21 protein-coding genes and 1 pseudogene are annotated in these 17853 nt (G+C 61.3%); 16 read left to right on the forward strand and 6 right to left on the reverse strand.

Features of this window, described 5'->3' with window-relative positions; genetic code table 11:
* Nucleotides 1-923: 923 nt before the first annotated feature.
* From GA566_RS31280 to GA566_RS31305, 6 genes are all read left to right on the forward strand, one after another.
* On the forward strand, nt 924-1175 hold the full coding sequence (locus GA566_RS31280) for a hypothetical protein (RefSeq protein WP_082355058.1): 252 nt from the start codon (nt 924-926) through the stop codon (nt 1173-1175).
* Between the two features lie 98 nt (nt 1176-1273).
* On the forward strand, nt 1274-1564 hold the full coding sequence (locus tag GA566_RS31285; protein ID WP_017512456.1) for an H-NS family nucleoid-associated regulatory protein: 291 nt from the start codon (nt 1274-1276) through the stop codon (nt 1562-1564).
* 95 nt (nt 1565-1659) lie between these two features.
* Nucleotides 1660-1980: an H-NS histone family protein gene (locus GA566_RS31290; RefSeq protein ID WP_017512455.1), complete on the forward strand. Its 321-nt coding sequence runs from the start codon at nt 1660-1662 to the stop codon at nt 1978-1980.
* 195 nt (nt 1981-2175) lie between these two features.
* Nucleotides 2176-2634 carry a hypothetical protein gene (locus GA566_RS31295; RefSeq protein WP_017512454.1) on the forward strand — a complete coding sequence of 153 codons (459 nt, stop codon included), beginning with the start codon at nt 2176-2178 and terminating at the stop codon, nt 2632-2634.
* A 515-nt stretch (nt 2635-3149) separates the two neighbouring features.
* Nucleotides 3150-3404: an RNA polymerase sigma factor region1.1 domain-containing protein gene (locus GA566_RS31300; protein WP_017512453.1), complete on the forward strand. Its 255-nt coding sequence runs from the start codon at nt 3150-3152 to the stop codon at nt 3402-3404.
* 396 nt (nt 3405-3800) lie between these two features.
* Entirely contained in the window at nt 3801-4724 is a 924-nt protein-coding gene (locus tag GA566_RS31305; protein ID WP_017512452.1) for a LysR family transcriptional regulator, read from the forward strand.
* A 10-nt stretch (nt 4725-4734) separates the two neighbouring features.
* On the opposite strand, the gene madM is transcribed toward GA566_RS31305, so the two are convergent.
* Together madM and madL are read right to left on the reverse strand one after the other, a co-directional pair.
* A complete protein-coding gene (gene madM, locus GA566_RS31310) occupies nt 4735-5514 on the reverse strand; it encodes a malonate transporter subunit MadM (RefSeq protein ID WP_017512451.1) in 780 nt (259 codons plus the stop codon).
* A 17-nt stretch (nt 5515-5531) separates the two neighbouring features.
* The gene (gene madL, locus GA566_RS31315) at nt 5532-5933 is read right to left on the reverse strand and encodes a malonate transporter subunit MadL (RefSeq protein ID WP_017512450.1); all 402 of its coding nucleotides are present in this window, start codon (nt 5931-5933) and stop codon (nt 5532-5534) included.
* Nucleotides 5934-6176: 243 nt separating this feature from the next.
* Between madL and mdcA the strand changes: the two genes are divergently transcribed.
* From mdcA to GA566_RS31365, 10 genes and pseudogenes are all read left to right on the forward strand, one after another.
* Nucleotides 6177-7835 (forward strand): malonate decarboxylase subunit alpha, encoded by a 1659-nt coding sequence (mdcA, locus tag GA566_RS31320; protein ID WP_017512449.1) that lies wholly within the window; start codon nt 6177-6179, stop codon nt 7833-7835.
* Nucleotides 7835-8698 carry a triphosphoribosyl-dephospho-CoA synthase gene (locus GA566_RS31325; RefSeq protein WP_017512448.1) on the forward strand — a complete coding sequence of 288 codons (864 nt, stop codon included), beginning with the start codon at nt 7835-7837 and terminating at the stop codon, nt 8696-8698. Before mdcA ends, GA566_RS31325 begins: the two co-directional genes overlap by 1 nt.
* A gap of 10 nt (nt 8699-8708) precedes the next feature.
* Complete coding sequence (locus tag GA566_RS31330) at nt 8709-9020, forward strand: malonate decarboxylase subunit delta (RefSeq protein ID WP_017512447.1); 312 nt, start codon at nt 8709-8711, stop codon at nt 9018-9020.
* Nucleotides 9017-9862, forward strand: a complete 846-nt coding sequence (locus tag GA566_RS31335; protein WP_017512446.1) for a biotin-independent malonate decarboxylase subunit beta — start codon at nt 9017-9019, stop codon at nt 9860-9862. Before GA566_RS31330 ends, GA566_RS31335 begins: the two co-directional genes overlap by 4 nt.
* The gene (mdcE, locus tag GA566_RS31340; protein ID WP_017512445.1) at nt 9859-10677 is read left to right on the forward strand and encodes a biotin-independent malonate decarboxylase subunit gamma; all 819 of its coding nucleotides are present in this window, start codon (nt 9859-9861) and stop codon (nt 10675-10677) included. The genes GA566_RS31335 and mdcE overlap by 4 nt, the downstream gene beginning before the upstream one ends.
* Nucleotides 10678-10681: 4 nt before the next feature.
* Nucleotides 10682-11329: a malonate decarboxylase holo-ACP synthase gene (locus tag GA566_RS31345; protein WP_038315473.1), complete on the forward strand. Its 648-nt coding sequence runs from the start codon at nt 10682-10684 to the stop codon at nt 11327-11329.
* Nucleotides 11314-12231: a malonate decarboxylase subunit epsilon gene (gene mdcH, locus GA566_RS31350; protein ID WP_111733863.1), complete on the forward strand. Its 918-nt coding sequence runs from the start codon at nt 11314-11316 to the stop codon at nt 12229-12231. Before GA566_RS31345 ends, mdcH begins: the two co-directional genes overlap by 16 nt.
* 216 nt (nt 12232-12447) lie before the next feature.
* Entirely contained in the window at nt 12448-13062 is a 615-nt protein-coding gene (locus GA566_RS31355; RefSeq protein ID WP_017512060.1) for an aminoglycoside phosphotransferase family protein, read from the forward strand.
* Between the two features lie 145 nt (nt 13063-13207).
* Nucleotides 13208-13462: a hypothetical protein gene (locus tag GA566_RS31360; protein WP_128646548.1), complete on the forward strand. Its 255-nt coding sequence runs from the start codon at nt 13208-13210 to the stop codon at nt 13460-13462.
* Nucleotides 13408-13892, forward strand: a pseudogene (locus GA566_RS31365) (transposase); the annotation flags it as partial. The gene GA566_RS31360 and the pseudogene GA566_RS31365, both read left to right, overlap by 55 nt.
* Here the strand turns inward: GA566_RS31365 and GA566_RS31370 are convergent.
* The 4 genes from GA566_RS31370 to GA566_RS31385 all read right to left on the reverse strand — a co-directional run bounded on the left by GA566_RS31370 (nt 13878) and on the right by GA566_RS31385 (nt 17581).
* Nucleotides 13878-14135: a hypothetical protein gene (locus tag GA566_RS31370; RefSeq protein ID WP_128646546.1), complete on the reverse strand. Its 258-nt coding sequence runs from the start codon at nt 14133-14135 to the stop codon at nt 13878-13880. The pseudogene GA566_RS31365 and the gene GA566_RS31370 sit on opposite strands and share 15 nt — an antisense overlap.
* Before the next feature lie 584 nt (nt 14136-14719).
* Nucleotides 14720-16078 carry a tetratricopeptide repeat protein gene (locus GA566_RS31375; RefSeq protein ID WP_017512056.1) on the reverse strand — a complete coding sequence of 453 codons (1359 nt, stop codon included), beginning with the start codon at nt 16076-16078 and terminating at the stop codon, nt 14720-14722.
* A 580-nt stretch (nt 16079-16658) separates the two neighbouring features.
* Complete coding sequence (locus tag GA566_RS31380) at nt 16659-17129, reverse strand: RES family NAD+ phosphorylase (protein ID WP_111733861.1); 471 nt, start codon at nt 17127-17129, stop codon at nt 16659-16661.
* Nucleotides 17126-17581 (reverse strand): antitoxin Xre/MbcA/ParS toxin-binding domain-containing protein, encoded by a 456-nt coding sequence (locus GA566_RS31385; protein ID WP_017512053.1) that lies wholly within the window; start codon nt 17579-17581, stop codon nt 17126-17128. Before GA566_RS31385 ends, GA566_RS31380 begins: the two co-directional genes overlap by 4 nt.
* Between the last annotated feature and the right edge of the window lie 272 nt (nt 17582-17853).

Below are 17853 nucleotides of genomic sequence, written 5' to 3' on the forward strand. Positions count from 1 at the left end.
CCGCCAAGGCCGCCCTGCCCTGTTCGGGCCGGCGGCGATCTTTACCGTTTCTTCTGAGGCCGACATCTATCCGCTAAACGCGCTGGAAAAGGCGGATCAGATCGACGCTGCCATTGGGGAATGGCTCTACTTTCCACGACACACACGACTACTATGCACAAGGGGTCGGTCCTGATACAGCATGCTTGCCAGAGGTCTGGCTAAATCGTGTCTAACGTATTCGGAATCCGGGCACCAACGGCCGGGTTGCATATTGCCTCGGGGTACTGGATCTCTTCATGGCCAAGGTCGTCGCCGACAGAGACAAGGACCGCGACTTCGACGTAGCGGCTCTTGATGTATGGCTATGTGAAGGAGGACGAGGCCATCGCAATGGTCGACCAGATGCCGATCGACAGTGCATTGAAGGGGCGACTACGCGCACGGATCAAGCGGTGGATCAAAGTCGGGGGCGACCGGAAACGCTCCGCCAACCCAAAGGCATCCACGACTAAGGAATAGCCGTTCGGACCATGTGCGACGGTGAGGTAATCCTATGAATCCGCACATCGCCCCTGAATGACAGGTCGGTGCTGGAATGGGGGCCTGTGAGCGTCCAAGTTCACGATGCATGGTCTCCTGCAGCTAGCTCATCGTTGCCTTTGACGAACCTTTACTCTCACCTCCTGCTCGTCGTTGAAACTAAGATGTCGTTGTCGCGAGACAACTGCAGCTACCACGGCCATGACACGATTCCAAACACGCTGACAATCAAAGACAAATTTGGGATCATATTTCGAATCGCCGAGTTGATCTGACAAGAATTGATCGGACGGAAATTACGCAGGTACCAGACATGCGGCTGCCATGCAGTCGCAGTACTGACACAATCGTAGCCTCTTGCTGAGCCTGTGGCACGGCCCGTTGTACATTCATGGGAACGCATGACGAAAAAGCAGATTGACGCACTGCCTGCCGGACGATATTGGGCGACCCCACATGCGCCCTTTCCGCTGGACGGCCCAAACGGCCACGATGAAGTTTTTCCCGGAGCGGAATGTATCAGCGATGGTAAATGGGCAAGGTTCATCCGCGATGGCGAAGAGGTATGGGCATGCAACGCCATGTATGCGGCGGCACACTTCGATTTTGTGTCGCCCGAGGCTGACGACGCCCCGCCAGGCACAAGCTCCTGACGCCCGGGACCGCTAAGCACCATAAACTCACGATGTCACTTGCCGTCTAAGTATTCGCCACTCCAGCTATTGATTCTCCAGTGTGAGGAGTCCGATCTATGCCATCAGCGCAGATTAGCTTCGCGCTTCCATCCGAAGGCGCCGCCATTCGAGCCAGAGACGAGGCAATTCTCTGGGTCAAATCGGCTATCGCCCGCCATGGCATTACCCTTCAGCAACTTGAACTGGCGGGGTGCTTTGATTCTGTGAAAACAAAGGCCATGCCCAAGAGGTATGCCAAGTATATCGACGCAGCGGGTCATATCTGGGACGGCGTCGGGGCCATACCGGAGTGGTTGCAACGGGCAATCAATGCAGGTCAATCTATGGAGCATTTTCGGGTTACATGAGCCTTTCCTCTTATGGGACTGCGTACTTTGCCCTTCATTGCCGATGCATTCTGGTATAGCATGAAAGAATTCTCGAAATTCTTGTGGAGCGACGAATGGCAACATACAAGCAACTTCTGGCTGAGAAAGAGGTGCTGGAAGCCAAACTTACACAAATGCGGGCGGAGGAAGTCGCAGGCGTAATTGAGCAAATTCGCGGCCTGATGGAGACATACGGCCTGACGGAAGAAGATATCGCTACAAAGCGTCGCCGTGGCCGGCCAGCAAAGAACGGCGGTAGTGCGACAGTGAAAGCCGCATTGCCCCCAAAGTACCTGGATCCCAAGACCGGTAAGACCTGGTCGGGTCGTGGCCGCGCACCGGCGTGGTTGGGCAAGAACCCCAAGCGTTTTCTCATTGCAGAAGAGGCAGCCTGATTAACGGTTGCGCGCCGAGTAGCATTGCCATTTCATGAACGGCAGACTGCAAATTGCTTCGACTTCTCGCGCTGAGATTGGAAAATGACGGTGGCTGGGGCATGCCTATATTCCGTGCCGTGTGCATAGCAATGGTTTCTACAGCCGTTCGCTGATACACTCCGCCCCCGTCAAAACCAATCTATGGATAACGAGATGGCCACAAGCAAAGCAGCGGTAACCGCCACCAAGCGCGCCCCGAAGAAGGCAGCAGTGCCGGCAAAGAAGGCGAGTGCATACGATCGTGAAGTGAAAGCGGCGCAGAAATTGCTGGACACGCTGCGCGTTGATCTCGTCAAGCAGGTTGCTGCTGGCAAGAAGGCAGTTCTCAAGGCCCGCGCCGAACTCAAGAAGCTGAAGGACGCATCGCGCGCCGCCCACGCAGCAGAAAAGGCTGCCGCCAAAGCCAAGCCGGCAACGAAGGCAAAGGCCACCAAGCAGCCTGCCACAAAGCGCGTCACGGCAAAGGCAGCCAAGCCGGTCAAGGCAATCAAAACCGTGAAGCCGACGACGACCAAGAAGGCCATCGCAGCCAAGCCCGCGGTGAAGATCCGTCGCACGAAGGCTGCCGCTCCCGCTTCGAGCGTCGACAGCACTGTAAAGGCTGCCGCCTAAGTTCTGCTAGTTACAAGAGGACGGCGTGTCCGCCCGTCCGCGCGCCCTCTCCGACGCAGGCAACCGGCCACAGCGCCGCATTAGCAACGCCACCGGTGTTCTTTGGGTCGCGCACTTCAGTGGTGGAGTCGGAGCATCAAAGCCATTTGTTGGATGGTGCGCCTGCCGGGCCTCCATCCGCATCGCGTGCAGCAGCGTCGCACAGATCGGACACTGCGGGATGGATGTGCGCCGCACGGCTAATGGTCATATTAGGTGTCCAGGCATTCAGGGTGCCGCACAGCGAATAAATCACCTCGTCACCGGCAAAATGCCATACCGAGGATACTCATATTGCGCCGCACAACGACGTCCAGTATGATTCACAATCCCTCATTTTGCGCACACCGGGTTTTGCGGGAGGCATTCCGGCCTCGACTGTCCGTGCGCCATTCCACGATTTCGTTCGCACCCCGCAGGCTTGACCAACAGTCATGTCCGCGACGATCGTCGGCTAGCCCGTTCAGGAGAATGTATTGGCAAATCCGGTTCGCGACGAATCAGCACCCGGCATGACCGCGGTCAGTTCAAAGCCCGCTCGCCGCAAGGCGGCAGGCAAGGCCCAGCCGGTTGCAACCCAATTGGACGGCGCGTCCAAGGTGCGGCTGGATCAGGAGCGTCAAAGCCAGATGCGCGCCTTGATCGCGCTTGGCCGTGAGCGCGGCTATCTCACCCACGCAGACATAAACGATCACCTGCCCGACAAATTGCCACAGGCCTCATTTCGCTAACAGGCTCCCAACTTGCACCAAGTTACTACCTGATCGTTGCGGCCATCATTAGCATCGTTGCATTGTTGGCGACCCGCAAGAAGCTCGGTCTGCATTAAGTCGCGGGGGCATGGCCATCGCACGGGGCACATTGGACGTCGCGGCCGATGCCCTTGACGCCCCGCCCGGCGCGAAGGACGCGCGCCGCCAGCCGGGCCATGGCCACACGTTCCGATGTGCGTATAGGACAGGGCGAGCGGCACAACGCGGTCGGATCGTGATACTCGAGCCAAGCCAATCTGCATAGCGTCTAAGATGGGCCCGCTTCGCCAAGCGACGGCCCATCTGGCACTTGCAGGCGGGTGTCCGCAACCCAGTAACTTATGCGAAACTCGTGCAACCTTGTAGGATCAAGCCATGCGTAACCGCATCAGCGAAGACATCACCTTCCGCAAGCTCGAGGCACTTCTGGCCTTCATGGAAACGGGCAACCTGGCCAAGGCGGCGGAGGCGCTCGACGTCAGCACCGTGAGCGTGCACCGAGCCCTGCATTCGCTGGAAGAGGGCCTGCGCTGCGCGTTGTTTCGCCATGAGGGCCGTAACCTGTTGCCCACCGACGCGGCCCATGTCCTGGCCGATGTCGCGCGCGACGTGCTCAAGACCATGTTCGATGGCATCCGCATGACGCGAGAAGCCGCTGGCTACTCGGCGGACCAGCTCAAGATCGGTTCGCTTTATTCGCTGACGATCCGCACCGTGCCGCAGGTCGTCATCGGCATCAAGATGCGGCGCCCGGAACTGCAGACCGAATTGGTGCTCGGCTCCAATGCCGATCTGCTCGACAAGCTGCGGCAAGGCACCATCGACGCCACCCTGATGGGCTTGCCGGAGCCGAGCGCCGATATCGAATCGATCGCGATGTTCGAGGACGACATCTTCTTTGCCGCCCCCGCCAATTCGGACTACGCGAAAATGGAAGCGGTGGATCTGCGCGCTTGCCGGGACGAACCGTTCGTCTCGCTCGGGGACGGTTTCGTCACGTCAAGCGGATTTGCCGAGGCGTTTCGCATTGCCGATTTCACGCCGAACGTCGTGATGAAAGTCGGCGACATCTTCTCGTTGATGAACCTCGTGGGCGGCGGTATCGGTTACGCGCTGTTGCCGGGCCGCGTGCGCGACGTCTTTGCGCGCAATGTCGCGTTCATTCCGCTGACGCCCGAATACGACATGAAGCAGACGATCGGACTCAGCTTCCTGCGCCGCCGCGAACGCGATCCCAACCTCCTGGCCCTTGCCGCCGTCTGCCGGATGCTTACGCAGACCGACAACAAGGACCGCTGACGCCAGGCCGTCAGCCGCCGACCAGGGCCTTGGTGGCCAGGTACAGCACCGAGGGTCCGAGCAGGCAGCCCAGGCCCGTGTGGAACGTGGCCACCAGCGCGCCATAGGGCACCAGCCGCCGGTCGGTGGCCGCCAGCCCTGCCGATACGCCGCTCACGGTACCCGCCAGGCCACCGAACACCATCGCCGCACGTGGATTATTCAGGCCGAGGAAGCCTGCCGCGAATGGCGTCCCAACCATCACGACGATCGCCTTGATCAGGCCGGTGGCAATCGACAGGGCGATCACGTCCGAACTGGCGCCCAATGCGGCGCCCGTGACGGGGCCAACGATATAGGTCACAGCGCCTGCACCGATCGTCGTCATGCTGATCGCGTCGCTATAGCCAAACGCTCTTGCAACCGTGGCGCCAACAATGAACGGGATCACGGTGCCGAGCAGCAATGACACCGCTCCGACCAGCCCCGCCTTGCGCGCCTCGCGCACCTGCACTTCGAAGGCCGTGGCAACAATGGCGAAGTCGCGCAGCATCGCGCCGCCCATCAGGCCAATGCCAGAGAACAGCGAGAAGTCGGCCAGCCCGCTTTCCTTGCCGGTGGCCACGCCACCGTAGTAGGCCAGAGCGAGGCCGATCATGATTGCGATGGCGGAAGCATGCAGTCGCCCCGCGGTCAGTCGACGCGATAGTTGCGAGGACACCCACATCACAATGCCGACGGTGGCGAACGCCGTGACCAGAGCGTTGTGCATCAGGACTTTCTGGAACATCAGGGCCGGAGCGATCGTCATGGCAGTCTCCCCGTGCATCAGTTCGAAGCCGCCGTGCCTTCGGCAGGCAGCGGCGGAAGCGGTTCGTGATCGCCGGTGCGAGCCAGCAGGGCAATGCAGCACGCCGAGGCGAGCACGGCAAGCACCGCCGCGATCAGCGCCACCGGCCCCCCGCGCAATGCGGCCACTACGTTCTGCTGCGCCGCCATCGCCACGACCACCGGGATATACATCGCCCCCCAAAAACCAACACCGGCTTCGGTCTCCTTGGGTAGCAACCCGTTATCGTGCAGATAGAGCCGGATCGAGATCAGCAGCAACATGGCGATGCCAACCCCACCGACATTTGCTTTCACCCCGATGGCAGCGCCAAGCAGGTCGCCGAGGTAGAGGCCAATCAGATGGCAGAGCGCAAGCAGCGCGGTTCCGTAGATGATCATGGGTGTCTCCTGGATGGGTGCTGGTTCTTGGTTTGATGCGCCGAACGGGCAGCGCTTGCACACCGACTGTAGGAACCGCCAGCATCCGCATCAATCAACGCCATCCCGTGATCGTTACGCTCCGGTTAATCATGGCGCCCAGGTCATTTACGCCGGGCGTAACGGTCCGACACCAACGTTGATTGTTCGGCGCGATCCGCCCGCCTATCTTTCCTGTACTGACTGCAGCACACCGGAGACGTCATGCTGAACCCGATACCGGAACGACAATGGGATACCCGCCGCGCCGAGAAGCGGCGCCGCCAGGCCTTGGGCGCAAGAATCGCCACGGGAAAGGTGATTCCCTCGGCAGACATCGTGCCCTTCCTGGAGGCGATCGCCGCACCTGGCGATCGTGTTGTATTGGAAGGCAACAATCAGAAGCAGGCCGATTTCCTGTCGCGTTCGCTGGCCGAGGCCGATCCGTCCCGCCTGCACGATCTGCATATGATCATCCCGAGCGTGAGCCGGGTGGAGCATCTGGACCTGTTCGAGCGCGGGATTGCCCGCAAACTCGATTTTGCCTACGCGGGCGCCCAGAGCGTGCGGATCTCGCAGTTCCTGGAAGACGGCCTGCTCGAAGTGGGCGCCATCCATACTTATATCGAACTGTATTCGCGGCTCTATGTCGACCTGACGCCGCACATCGTGCTGACGGCCGGCTACAAGGCCGACCGTGACGGCAACCTGTACACCGGCCCGAGCACCGAGGACTCGCCAGCACTGATCGAAGCCGCGGCGTTCCGCGACGGCATCGTGATCGCTCAGGTCAATGAGATCGTCGACGATCCAAAAGACCTGCCGCGCGTTGACATCCCCGGCTCCTGGATCGACTACGTGGTCCAGTCGGACAAGCCGTTCTTCTGCGAGCCGCTGTTCACGCGCGATCCGCGCCTGATCAAGCCGGTACACATCCTGATGGCCATGATGGCGATCCGCGGCATCTACGAGCGCCACAAGGTCCAATCGCTCAATCACGGTATTGGCTTCAACACCGCCGCCATCGAACTGATCCTGCCGACCTACGGCGAGCAACTCGGCCTGAAGGGCAAGATCTGCAAGTACTGGACGCTCAATCCGCACCCGACACTGATTCCGGCGATCGAATCGGGCTGGGTCGAGAGCGTGCACAGTTTCGGCAGCGAACTCGGCATGGAGGAGTACGTCGCGGCACGCCCCGATATCTTCTTTACCGGCAGCGATGGCTCGATGCGCTCGAACCGCGCACTTTGCCAGTTGGCCGGACAGTATGCGGTGGACCTGTTTATCGGCTCGACGCTGCAGATCGATGGTGACGGTCATTCGTCGACGGTGACGCGCGGCCGTCTGTCGGGCTTCGGCGGTGCGCCGAACATGGGGCACAACCCCGGCGGCCGGCGCCATGCCACACCCGCGTGGCTCGATCTGATCGAGACCGACGACCCGCTCGCACGTGGCCGCAAGCTCGTGGTGCAGATGGTGGAAACGTTCCAGGCCGGCGGCAAGCCCACGTTCGTCGAATCGATGGATGCCGTGCAGGTGGCCAGGGCCAGCGGCATGCCGCTGGCGCCGGTCATGATCTACGGCGACGATGTCACGCACGTGCTGACCGAGGAAGGTATCGCGTACCTCTACAAGGCGCGCTCGCTCGAGGAACGGCGCAGGATGATTGCCGCGGTCGCGGGCGTGACGCCGATCGGGATGCGTCATGACCCCGCTACCACGCGCCAGATGCGAAGCGACGGGCTGATCGCGCTGCCCGAAGACCTCGGCGTGCATCGCGCCGATGCCACACGTTCGCTGCTCGCGGCCAAGAGCATGGCCGACCTTGTCGAATGGTCGGGCGGACTCTACGAGCCGCCGGCACGCTTCCGGAGCTGGTGATGCGCGCGCTGGCAACCTTGACGCGCAGCGATTCGCTCGCGCACGACAGCGCCGGAGCGATTGGCGATATCGCGGTCGCGGTGCTGATCGAAGAGGCCATGCTCGCGCCGAAACCTGGCCTGGTCGATGCGCGCGGCAATGGCGCGCACGCTGACATGTCGTTGCGCCTGATGATCGACTCCGCGCACAGCCTGCGCGACAGCTTCGTGGCCATGGCGCAAGCCGGACAACGGGCCATGCGGATCGACCAGACGCTGCGTGAACGCCTTGGCTCGCTTGGCCGCGAAGCGGAAAACGCGATGCTGGACGCCACGGGCGGCGTCAATACGCATCGCGGCGCGATCTGGGCGCTGGGTCTGCTGGCTGCCGCCACCGGCTGGCTTGGGAAGAGCCGCAATGCCAACGCGATTGCGCAGATCGCCGGCGTGATCGCTCGACTAACCGACCGCCGGCGCCCGACGCATACCGGCAACAAGGGCGAACTGGCGCGCCACGCCTATGACGTGGGTGGCGCACGTGCCCAGGCCGAAGCCTGCTTTCCGCACGTTATCGGCATTGGCCTACCGACACTGCACGCTGCACGCTTGCGCGGCGATGCGGAATCCGCGGCGCGCGTCAACGCGCTGCTGGCGATCATGGCGCAACTCGATGACACCTGCGTGCTGGCCCGCGCTGGCTGCGAAGGCCTGGCCGAGATGCAGGCCGGCGCCGAGGCTGTGCTCGAAGCCGGCGGCATCGGCACGCTGGCCGGGCGACGCCGGCTGCATGAGCTTGAAGCCACGATGCGGATCGGCAATATGTCGCCCGGTGGCGCGGCCGATCTGCTGGCCGCCACCTTGTTTCTAGACCGACTACCCCATTAGGAGACCAATGATGGAACAGCTCCGCTTTGAATATCCCGCCGGTGAACCGGCCAGCCGCCGCGTGCTGGTGGGTGTGGTCGGCTCCGGCGATCTGGAAGTGATGATCGAGCCGGGAGAGTCCGGCAAGACTTCGATCGACGTGACCACATCGGTCAATGGCTACGCCCGTGTGTGGGATGCCCAACTGACGCGTGCGTTCAGCGCAGAGGCGCGTGCCGCGATGCGTATCCGCATCCACGATTTCGGCGCGACGCCCGGCGTGGTGGGCATGCGGCTGGCCGAGGCCTTCGAGGCGCTCGACGAAGGCAAGGAGCAAGCATGAGCCGCACCGCTTTGCTGTCGCGCGAGAGCTTTGTCGAGCTTGGCGCCCGTGCGCGAGCGCAGGTGCTGCTCGATGCGGGCTCGTCTCGCGAACTGGCCGGCCCGTTTGATCGCCTGACTTCACCGTGGCTGGAACGCCAGGGTGTTGTGCCGCAGGGCGACGACGGCGTGGTCGTCGCCAAGGGCACGATCGACGGCCATTCGAGCGTGGTGCTCGCCATCGAGGGCGCATTCCAGGGCGGCAGCCTGGGTGAAGTCGGCGGCGCAAAAATCGCCGGAGCGCTGGAGCTGGCCGCCGAGGACAATCGCCAGGGCATCCCAACCCGTGCTGTCATCCTGTTCGAAACTGGCGGCGTGCGGCTGCAGGAAGCGAACCTCGGTCTTGCAACGATTGCCGAGATCCACTCGGCAATCGTTGACCTGCGCCGCTATCAACCGGTCATCGGCGTGATCGCCGGTCAGGTTGGCTGCTTCGGCGGCATGTCGATCGCAGCGGGCCTCTGCAGCGACCTCGTGGTCACGCGCGAGGCACGGCTCGGCCTGAACGGGCCGGCAGTGATCGAGCAGGAAGCTGGCATTGGCGAGTATGACTCGCGCGACCGGCCATTCATCTGGGGCTTCACCGGTGGCGAACAGCGCATTGCCACCGGACAGGCCGACCGTTTCGTCGACGACGACAGCGCCGTCATTCGCGGCGTGGTGGCCGAGTTGATCGCAACGCCGGCGCGGTCCGCGTATCGCAGCGAGCGCTACGCCGAATATCTGCGACGCCTGGCCGAGTACGACGCGCGTCATCAACCCACCCCGGAAACCGTGCGGCAAATCTTCGGAGACAAGTCATGAGCGACACCCAGTCCACCAGCCGAGGGGAAGTCTGGATCGCCGCGCTCAGCGGTAACGCACCGAGCCTGTCTGGCTACCCGCGCTCCGTACAGGTAACCGATATTGAAATGGGCGGACGCCCCGCGCGACTGATCGCCGTGGTCCCCGACGCCGACAGTGCGTTTCCGCGCGCGCGCAATGGCGAAGTTGGCCTGCTCGAAGGCTGGTCGCTCGCGCGTGCAGTCCACGAGGCCATCGACGCAGATCGCGAAGCCTCCGTCAAGCGTGCGATCATCGCCATCGTAGACACGCCGAGCCAGGCGTATGGCCGCCGCGAGGAAGCGTTCGGTATCCATCAAGCGCTGGCTGGTGCCGCCGCGGCCTATGCTACCGCACGCCTGCAGGGGCACCCGGTGATTGCCCTGCTGGTTGGCAAGGCGATGTCCGGCGCATTTCTGGCACATGGATACCAGGCCAACCGCATCCTTGCGCTGGCCGACCCGGGCGTGCTGGTGCATGCGATGGGCAAGGAAGCGGCCGCGCGCATCACGCTGCGCAGCGTGGAGGATCTGGAGGCATTCGCCGCCACGGTGCCGCCGATGGCCTATGACATCGACAGCTATGCCACGCTCGGCATGCTCTGGCGAACGATTCCGGTACAGCACACCGCCACGCCGGACGCAGAGGATCTGGCAGCCGTGAGCGACGCACTCGAGGAGGCGCTGGCCGATATCGATGCGGATCCGCACCGCGACCTGCGCGGGCGCTTTGCTGGCGAGAACCGTGGCGCAACGCGTCGCGTGCGCGCCGCGCTGGCGAGCCAGTGGCAAGGCTGATGTCATGCAGCGCCCTCAGCCGCACGATCTGATCTGGTTGCGCGATCCCGCGGCGATTGCCGTCGCGGCCCCCGTGCCGGATTGGGCCGATGCCGAGTGGCTGGCACAAGCCCCAGTAGTGGTACGCCGCGACCGCGATTGTTCCGGCTCGGGCAGGATTCCCGTCGGCCTGCGTGGCAGGCAGCGCGCCGAGCGCCATGCCGCGTGGATCGACACCGACCAGTGCGCCTCGCTCATCTCGCCGTTCGATATCGCTGGCCAGGGCTACTGGCGCATGCATCCGCGCCGCGACGCGATTCCGGCGCTGAACGCGCTTGACCACATTGCAGCGCAACTTGGCAAACTACAATTCCAATGGGGTGTAACCGGCGCCGTCGGCTTTACGCTGGCATCGGGCATCGACGTGCTCCATGCCGGGAGCGATATCGATCTGCTGATCGCCGCACCGCAAGCGCTGCCGATGACGGCACTGGACGAGCTCGGCACCATGCTCGACACCTCCGGCGTGCGACTCGACGTCCAGATCGCTACACCCGCTGGGGCGTTCGCACTGCTCGAACGGCTGCGCACGCGTGGCCGTGTACTGCTCAAGACCGATAGCGGGCCGGTCCTGTGCGACGACCCCTGGCAACCGACATGGCCACGCTGCTGAGCTTTCCCGGCCAAGGCGCACAGCGTCCCGGCATGCTCCACGCGCTGCCCGGTCATCCCGCAGTGGCGCGCACGCTGGCCGAGGCCAGTGATGTGCTGGGGCATGACGTCCTGCGGCTTGACGCTGCCGAGCGGCTCGCTTCCACGGTAGCCGTGCAGCTATGCCTGCTGGTGGCCGGCGTGGCCAGCGCGCGGCATCTCCTCGACGACGGTACAACCGTGGATGCGGTGGCAGGGCTGTCGATCGGGGCTTACGCGGCTGCGGTAGTGGCGAACGCGCTGGCGTTCGACGATGCGCTGCGGCTCGTCACGCTGCGTGGAAAGCTGATGGAAGACGCGTACCCATCGGGCTATGGCATGACCGCGATCCTCGGGCTGGAACAAGGACCGCTGGAGACGATCATTGCCGCGGTGAACGGGCCGGATTCGCCGATCTACCTGGCCAACTACAACGCCGAAACGCAACTCGTGATCGCCGGTTCGGAAGCGGGCATGGCGCGCGTTGCCGAACTCGCCATCGCTGCCGGCGCGCGTTCGACGCAGCGCGTGGCCATTGCCGTGCCGTCGCACTGTCCGTTACTCGACGACGCGGCCGCATCGCTGACGCGGGCTTTCTCTGGGATAACGCTCAGATGCCCATCCAAGCGCTACTTCAGCGCCAGCGCCGCGCGTGAACTGCGCGTCCCGTCACGCATTGCCGACGACCTGGCTCACAACATGGCCCAGCCCGTGCGCTGGCACGAGACTATGCTGCTGGCGTGCGCCTGCGATATGCGTCTGGCAGTGGAAGTGCCCCCTGGGGACGTACTGACGCGGCTGGGGCGGCCGCTATTTCCAGGCGCCGTGGCGCTAGGCAACACCCCTATCGATAATGTGCGGACCCTGATTGCGCGCGAGCGTTGAAGCCACCCACGCTGCGGTAAAAGAGCCAGTGAGGTAACGAGGTCCCTCGCGCATCAGGACCGGGTTGCGATGACGCCTGCACAACCCGCCATGAGTGCCGCTGCCGTGCGATCAGCAGCTCGCAACCGCCTAGGGGATGAAATACAGCCGCGAGGCTGGCCACCCATAGGCACCACCTCATCGTAGTGCCGTTGAACTCGCTGTACTATTCCAGACATGTTCGATGCATACATCCGTCTTTGGGGCTTGGTTTCAGATGGCAATCCCATTCTGACTGCGACCAGCCGCCTGCTCCCGGTAGTGTTTGAAGGGCAGCAAGCCATCCTCAAGGTGGCCACGTGCGACGAGGAGCATCGTGGCAATGCGGTTCTGGCGTGGTGGCATGGAGACGGCGCAGCGCGGGTGTTGGCACACCGTGACGATGCCGTTTTGATGGAGCGCGCTCAGTCGAGTCTGTCACTGGCCAGTCTTTCTCAGTCGGGACAGGACGACAGCGCCATGCGGATCGCTTGCACCGTGCTGAACACATTGCACGCGCATGCTCCTCGTCAACGCCCATGCGTGGTGTCGTTGGGCGAATGGTTCAGGCCGCTACGGTGCCTGTCATCGACTGGGGATGGCATTCTCCGAGTTTCAGCCATCGCCGCTGTGCATCTGTTGTCTGGGCCGCGAGTTGAGGAAGTCGTTCTGCATGGCGATATCCATCATGGGAACATCCTCTATTTTGGTGAGTGGGGATGGCTTGCCATTGACCCAAAGGGGTTGTTTGGTGAGCGAGGGTTCGATTACGCCAATCTTTTTTGCCGTCGCCGCACTTGGCTCGGTCCTTAAACCCACATCGGTTCCCTATACAGCTGGGCCGTGCACTGCCAATGTTGGATCGAAGCTCACCGGTGAGGCTAGCAACGCATCCTGTACTGTGACTGTGGACTACTCGGACTTCCGATTCGCCCTGAGCGTTGGGATCCGGAACGCCGTGTTCTCCGGCGTCAATGTGTCCGCTCAGAACTCGATCTTCTCGTTCTCAACGATGTCGGTCACCCCATTTGTGCGAGCGACAGCATCGCTCCTGAGTGACAAGAAACAGCAGGCGAACATCGGCAAGGACGATATCCCTGTCGTCCATCTTCAAATCCCCATTCAGTACACGCTGGGTTTCCTTCGAGTTGACATGCCCGGCCACCGGATCGGCGTCAGGAGATTCGGCAACACAACGCCGTACCCCGGCTAACCGCCCTCAAAGCTTGGCTCGAAGAGACGGCGGGGAAGCTGTCGCGCAAGTCCGATACGACGGCTATCATTCTCTTTCTGCTCAAGCGTTGGGAGGCGTTCACGCGCTACGCCAGCGATGGGCATCTGGAGATCAACAACAACGAGGCCGAGCGCGCGTTGCGGGCGGTAGCCCTGGGCCGCAAAAACTACACCGTGGTGGCGAGCGTGCTGCTGCCACGTACACGCTGATCGGCACAGCGAAACTGAATGGCATCAACCCCGAAGCCAATCTGCGCCAGGTGCTTGCGCGCATTGCCGATCATCCCATCAATCGGGTCGACGAACTCCTGCCCTGGACAGTCGCACATGAACTGCTCCTGCGGCGTAAGCTGAGTTTGGCCTTCTCATATGCTTGGGTTACGCTACTCATTGCGCTATTGCAACCTTAGGCGCTGGGCTGAATGACGTATCCGCTTGGCGGCTTCCGATGCAGAATCTCCGATCTTTTCCCACTCCCATTCAGAATGCCACCAAGCGAGGCGGTCGGCGGCACTCCAGATACTTGGTGCGCCGACCACGGCCAACACATCAACCGCAACCGACGCCCACCAATCGAGGCCTTCGCCATCACATGCCTTCGGGCCAATTGCGTCTCGATAGATCTCTTTTACTTGTTCGAGAGTAATCTCCATCACCGCCTCAGATAGTACGGACACGTGACACGCTATCACATCAGCTTGGCAGTGCAAGTCTTCCTGTCACACGAACGCCAAAGTGCTGTTCGTCAATACGGCATCGGCCGGGCCGTTACCTTTGAAGGTATGAGAGCCGTGTTCCTGCTAGGCAAGATCTCATGGCGGTTGTATCGCAGACCCATGGCGGACATGGACGAATGGGTCTACTGCCAGGAAAGCCCAGAGCCGTACGGAACTTCGCGACGGCTCAGTTCGTGTGCTTGGAAGTCGCCGGGGCGCCCCAAACGAGGGCAATCGGTTGTTCAGAGCGTTTAGCCACCTCGTGCCAAAATCGGGAGAACGAAAGCGAACTAGCTAAATACGTTGCGTAGGTCGGAATTTGATCTCGATCTACACGCCGCCCGCGATCGTATGCGCCCTGATTTCGCCGACTCGAGCCGGCCAAGAATCGTCGTTGGTGAGCACCGTCGTCACGACATTCGAATCGCCGCGCCGCGGCGTCAGGCTCGCCTCAGCAGAAGCGAAGAAATACTCGAGCAAACAGGCCAGGCATCTATCATCACTAGCCGCACGCTCGGCACTCAGCGCCATACAAATGGAATGCCGCGTTTCAGAATGTTCCCCTGGCGCTTCTCCGCAATGTCCTTCTCACGGCAGCAGAACTTATACTTCTTTCCCGAACCACACGAACATAGCGCGTAGGGTTCGACTGCACCGTTACTAGTTCTTTGCTGATTACGGGTCTGGGCCAACATTGCCGCTCCAAGCATCTGAAGCCGATCTGCTATTAAATCAGCGCCCCGATTGACCTCTAGCGCAAGATAGGCCCGTGCCAAGCCGCTGCCCTGATCGACCGCTCGCTGTAGTAGCACCCGTGCCATCTCTTCGTCACGCTCTACACCGTCACCTTCAAAATAACATCGACCGAGTTGATCCAAGCAATCAGGATCCCCTTGGTCTGCGCCCGTTTTCAGATATTCGATCGCTTTCTCGACGTCAGGTGCGAAAGCTTCCCCCTTCGAGTATAAAAGGTATAGGCAAAAGTACGCGCGCGTGACGTTCGCTTGCACCGCTTGCATCCAGAATCGCTCAGCGTTCTCGTAGTCTTGCTTGTCCTCGTAGAGAATGCCACCAAAGTATTCGCAAGCCTCAGGGTGTCCTAACTCTGCTGCGCGCGCGATCATGCCGACCGCTTCATGTTTCTTGTCGCCGTCGATCATTCCTTGTTCGACGAATTTAGCGTATCGGAACTGTGCGTCAGCGTTTTGTTTCAGAAGCGACGACGACTGGTAAAAGGTCGCTGCGAGCCGCTTGAGGAAGGTCTGCTCATGCTGGTAGGCATCGCTTGCGATGATTCCCTTGAACTCGCGCGATCGACGCTCAGCTTCCGCTTCACACCAAAGGCCCGCGCTGTATTTATTGTCAGCGTCAGAATGGACTGTCGCATTGAACAATACGTCCTTGAACAATTGATTGTCGATGGTCGCCTTAATATATCTTGGCTTGATTTCGAGAGCATTGCTACTGCAATAGAGGTACTCAAAGGCTTCCAACAGAAGGTCGCGAACTTTACACGTATGTTTGACAAGTTCTTCGTGCCGGTCCTGCTTCTCCTTGGCCGATTCCGGACTGTCAGTGAGCGTCTGGTGAGCACCTGCGTTGCAAAGCGTGCGAGCGAGATGCAAGCAGTCCCTGAGCCTGAAAGTCACCGCTCCTGCATCGGTCAAGGCAGCAATCTTGTCCACGAGCTGTACACGCTCCCAGTGCAGATTCGCGGCCCTCGCAAGTTGTTCGCAGACGCCATCAATAACATCGCGAAACCGAACGAGAGCGAACGACGGGAGTACTTCGCTGAACTCAACGGCCTGCCGATAGGCATCCCCGATATTCGACGAGATTCTGTGTGCAAGATCGATATCTGTGGCGTTTGGCGGAAGCATTACGTGATCGGTTCAATCGGGGACATCGCGAGCATAAGCGAATCGATGCGCTTCGGGTATGCCATGTTTCGACACAGCACCTGCGTCATGAGGAATCCGTGCGCCTCCTACGAGTCCGCTGCCCGAGAGGACCGCATCGGCGTGCGATGAGGCCTTCGTCCCTCCGGCAGAAGGTGGCAAGAAGCGACGTCTGGGCGTCTGCTTCGCAGATGGTTCGGTATGGATCTACGACCAACCCTGAACGGAGGACAGGGGGCCCCTTGAGTCTCCTGAGGCTACGGCATGACATGGTGCGGCCGAAAGCCAGTTCCGGGCTGGAGTTGGCTCAGCGAGCCATGCCGGGCAGGTGGCAGCCGCGGTTGGGCAGGCGCAGCATAGCAAGGCATCGCGTGGAACCTACGACGTTGCAGAACGCCCTAGGCACCTCTCGTGTTGTAGCACTTCCTCGCTGGAAGGCCGTTCTTTGCCCGTTCCATTGGGATACCCGTTCGTTATCGCGGTGTCCGTTTAATGCCGCCAGCACCTCGGCTTCTGAGGGCGGCGCTAGACACCAAGTGCAGGCCTTGCTTTGCCTTTGACCTCAAGCGCGTGGCTCCGAAAGCAACGAGAGAATCCGCGGGTCATGCTCGACGTGCTTTGCCTCAACGATTCGAGCCTTGGCGGCGTCCGGGTGAACTGGATTGAAGAGATAGTTCGAGGCATAGGGGACCAGGACGCTTGGCACCTTCAAGAGCAGGCTGGACCCAACTGATAGCCACTCTGTCCCTGCATTTTTCGACCAGTCAGGGCTTTGCTTCCAGTCATCTGGTAGGTCGGGTATGTCCGCCACGACGATTGAATCGTCGATCTCCACCGTAAGGAGTTGGTAGTGTTTCGGCAAATCCTCGATCCTCGATACTTCGTGGTGAACTAGGACTTCCAAAAGAGCTAGCGCCGGATGTTCGGCCAGGTACACGACAGGCTGGCCAGGAAAGTGCCACCGCCCCCCTGCCCGCAAGCCGCCTACACCTTTGAGATCCGCGTAGTTACTGATTCGCCAAAGGATCATCAGGCGAAATATCCTTCATCGATCTGAACTAGTTGTTCCTCAACAAGATGAGCGCCCTGCTCCGTTGCAGCCAAGGAGAGCGGCGCGACCCCACCCAGTCGTTGTTGTTTCGCTCGCAGCCAATGTAGAGCTCGCTCGACCTCGCCAAAGGTACTAGTGGCTTGCGCGAGGATTCGAGCAAGGCGAATAGCCTTATCCGACTCCTCTATTGTCAGAGGCTGACCTTTCTCGCGACGGTGACTCAGGGTCCGCCGGGGAATGATGAAAGCAACCTCGTCCCACGCCAATCCGGCCTCGAGCAGGCGCTCAAGTATGTCAACAGGCAGTCGGTCATTCGCCAGCGTAGCGAGATCTGCACCCGTGCGCACCTTAGTGCTTAAAAATGCACTTAATCTATCAAGATAGCGTTCGTAAGGCGCTACAGCGCCCGACGGTCTAAAGGCAATGGTCTGCATAAAGCACTCCGGCAATATGCCTATAGGATAGTGGCATATTGCCATGAACACAACCACAGCGCGCCCAAGTGCCCTCACAGTTCGATCACCGCAGGCCGCAGATGAACTTTTCCCCCAGCCCCTACGAACGTATCCCCAAGGTGGCACAGGCTGGAGAAGCGCCGCGGCCCGTCTTCGGCTGCTTTCAGAAGTGCGGGCCTATCGCCCAACCTGCCCCCGACTCAGGCCGCCCACTGCTACCGCCGGAAGGGCCCTTGCACCCGTGGAGCCCG

The sequence above is a fragment of the Cupriavidus sp. SW-Y-13 genome, assembly GCF_009793345.1.
Classification (GTDB): Bacteria; Pseudomonadota; Gammaproteobacteria; order Burkholderiales; family Burkholderiaceae; genus Cupriavidus.

What these genes read in the sequence shown, in the direction of transcription:
- GA566_RS31280 (WP_082355058.1), top strand. Translation starts at nt 924, where the DNA reads ATGACGAAAAAGCAGATTGACGCACTGCCTGCCGGACGATATTGGGCG.
- GA566_RS31285 (WP_017512456.1), top strand. Translation starts at nt 1,274, where the DNA reads ATGCCATCAGCGCAGATTAGCTTCGCGCTTCCATCCGAAGGCGCCGCC.
- GA566_RS31290 (WP_017512455.1), top strand. Translation starts at nt 1,660, where the DNA reads ATGGCAACATACAAGCAACTTCTGGCTGAGAAAGAGGTGCTGGAAGCC.
- GA566_RS31295 (WP_017512454.1), top strand. Translation starts at nt 2,176, where the DNA reads ATGGCCACAAGCAAAGCAGCGGTAACCGCCACCAAGCGCGCCCCGAAG.
- GA566_RS31305 (WP_017512452.1), top strand. Translation starts at nt 3,801, where the DNA reads ATGCGTAACCGCATCAGCGAAGACATCACCTTCCGCAAGCTCGAGGCA.
- madM (WP_017512451.1), bottom strand. Translation starts at nt 5,514, where the DNA reads ATGACGATCGCTCCGGCCCTGATGTTCCAGAAAGTCCTGATGCACAAC.
- madL (WP_017512450.1), bottom strand. Translation starts at nt 5,933, where the DNA reads ATGATCATCTACGGAACCGCGCTGCTTGCGCTCTGCCATCTGATTGGC.
- mdcA (WP_017512449.1), top strand. Translation starts at nt 6,177, where the DNA reads ATGCTGAACCCGATACCGGAACGACAATGGGATACCCGCCGCGCCGAG.
- GA566_RS31325 (WP_017512448.1), top strand. Translation starts at nt 7,835, where the DNA reads ATGCGCGCGCTGGCAACCTTGACGCGCAGCGATTCGCTCGCGCACGAC.
- GA566_RS31330 (WP_017512447.1), top strand. Translation starts at nt 8,709, where the DNA reads ATGGAACAGCTCCGCTTTGAATATCCCGCCGGTGAACCGGCCAGCCGC.
- GA566_RS31335 (WP_017512446.1), top strand. Translation starts at nt 9,017, where the DNA reads ATGAGCCGCACCGCTTTGCTGTCGCGCGAGAGCTTTGTCGAGCTTGGC.
- mdcE (WP_017512445.1), top strand. Translation starts at nt 9,859, where the DNA reads ATGAGCGACACCCAGTCCACCAGCCGAGGGGAAGTCTGGATCGCCGCG.
- GA566_RS31345 (WP_038315473.1), top strand. Translation starts at nt 10,682, where the DNA reads ATGCAGCGCCCTCAGCCGCACGATCTGATCTGGTTGCGCGATCCCGCG.
- mdcH (WP_111733863.1), top strand. Translation starts at nt 11,314, where the DNA reads ATGGCCACGCTGCTGAGCTTTCCCGGCCAAGGCGCACAGCGTCCCGGC.
- GA566_RS31355 (WP_017512060.1), top strand. Translation starts at nt 12,448, where the DNA reads ATGTTCGATGCATACATCCGTCTTTGGGGCTTGGTTTCAGATGGCAAT.
- GA566_RS31370 (WP_128646546.1), bottom strand. Translation starts at nt 14,135, where the DNA reads ATGGAGATTACTCTCGAACAAGTAAAAGAGATCTATCGAGACGCAATT.
- GA566_RS31375 (WP_017512056.1), bottom strand. Translation starts at nt 16,078, where the DNA reads ATGCTTCCGCCAAACGCCACAGATATCGATCTTGCACACAGAATCTCG.
- GA566_RS31385 (WP_017512053.1), bottom strand. Translation starts at nt 17,581, where the DNA reads ATGCAGACCATTGCCTTTAGACCGTCGGGCGCTGTAGCGCCTTACGAA.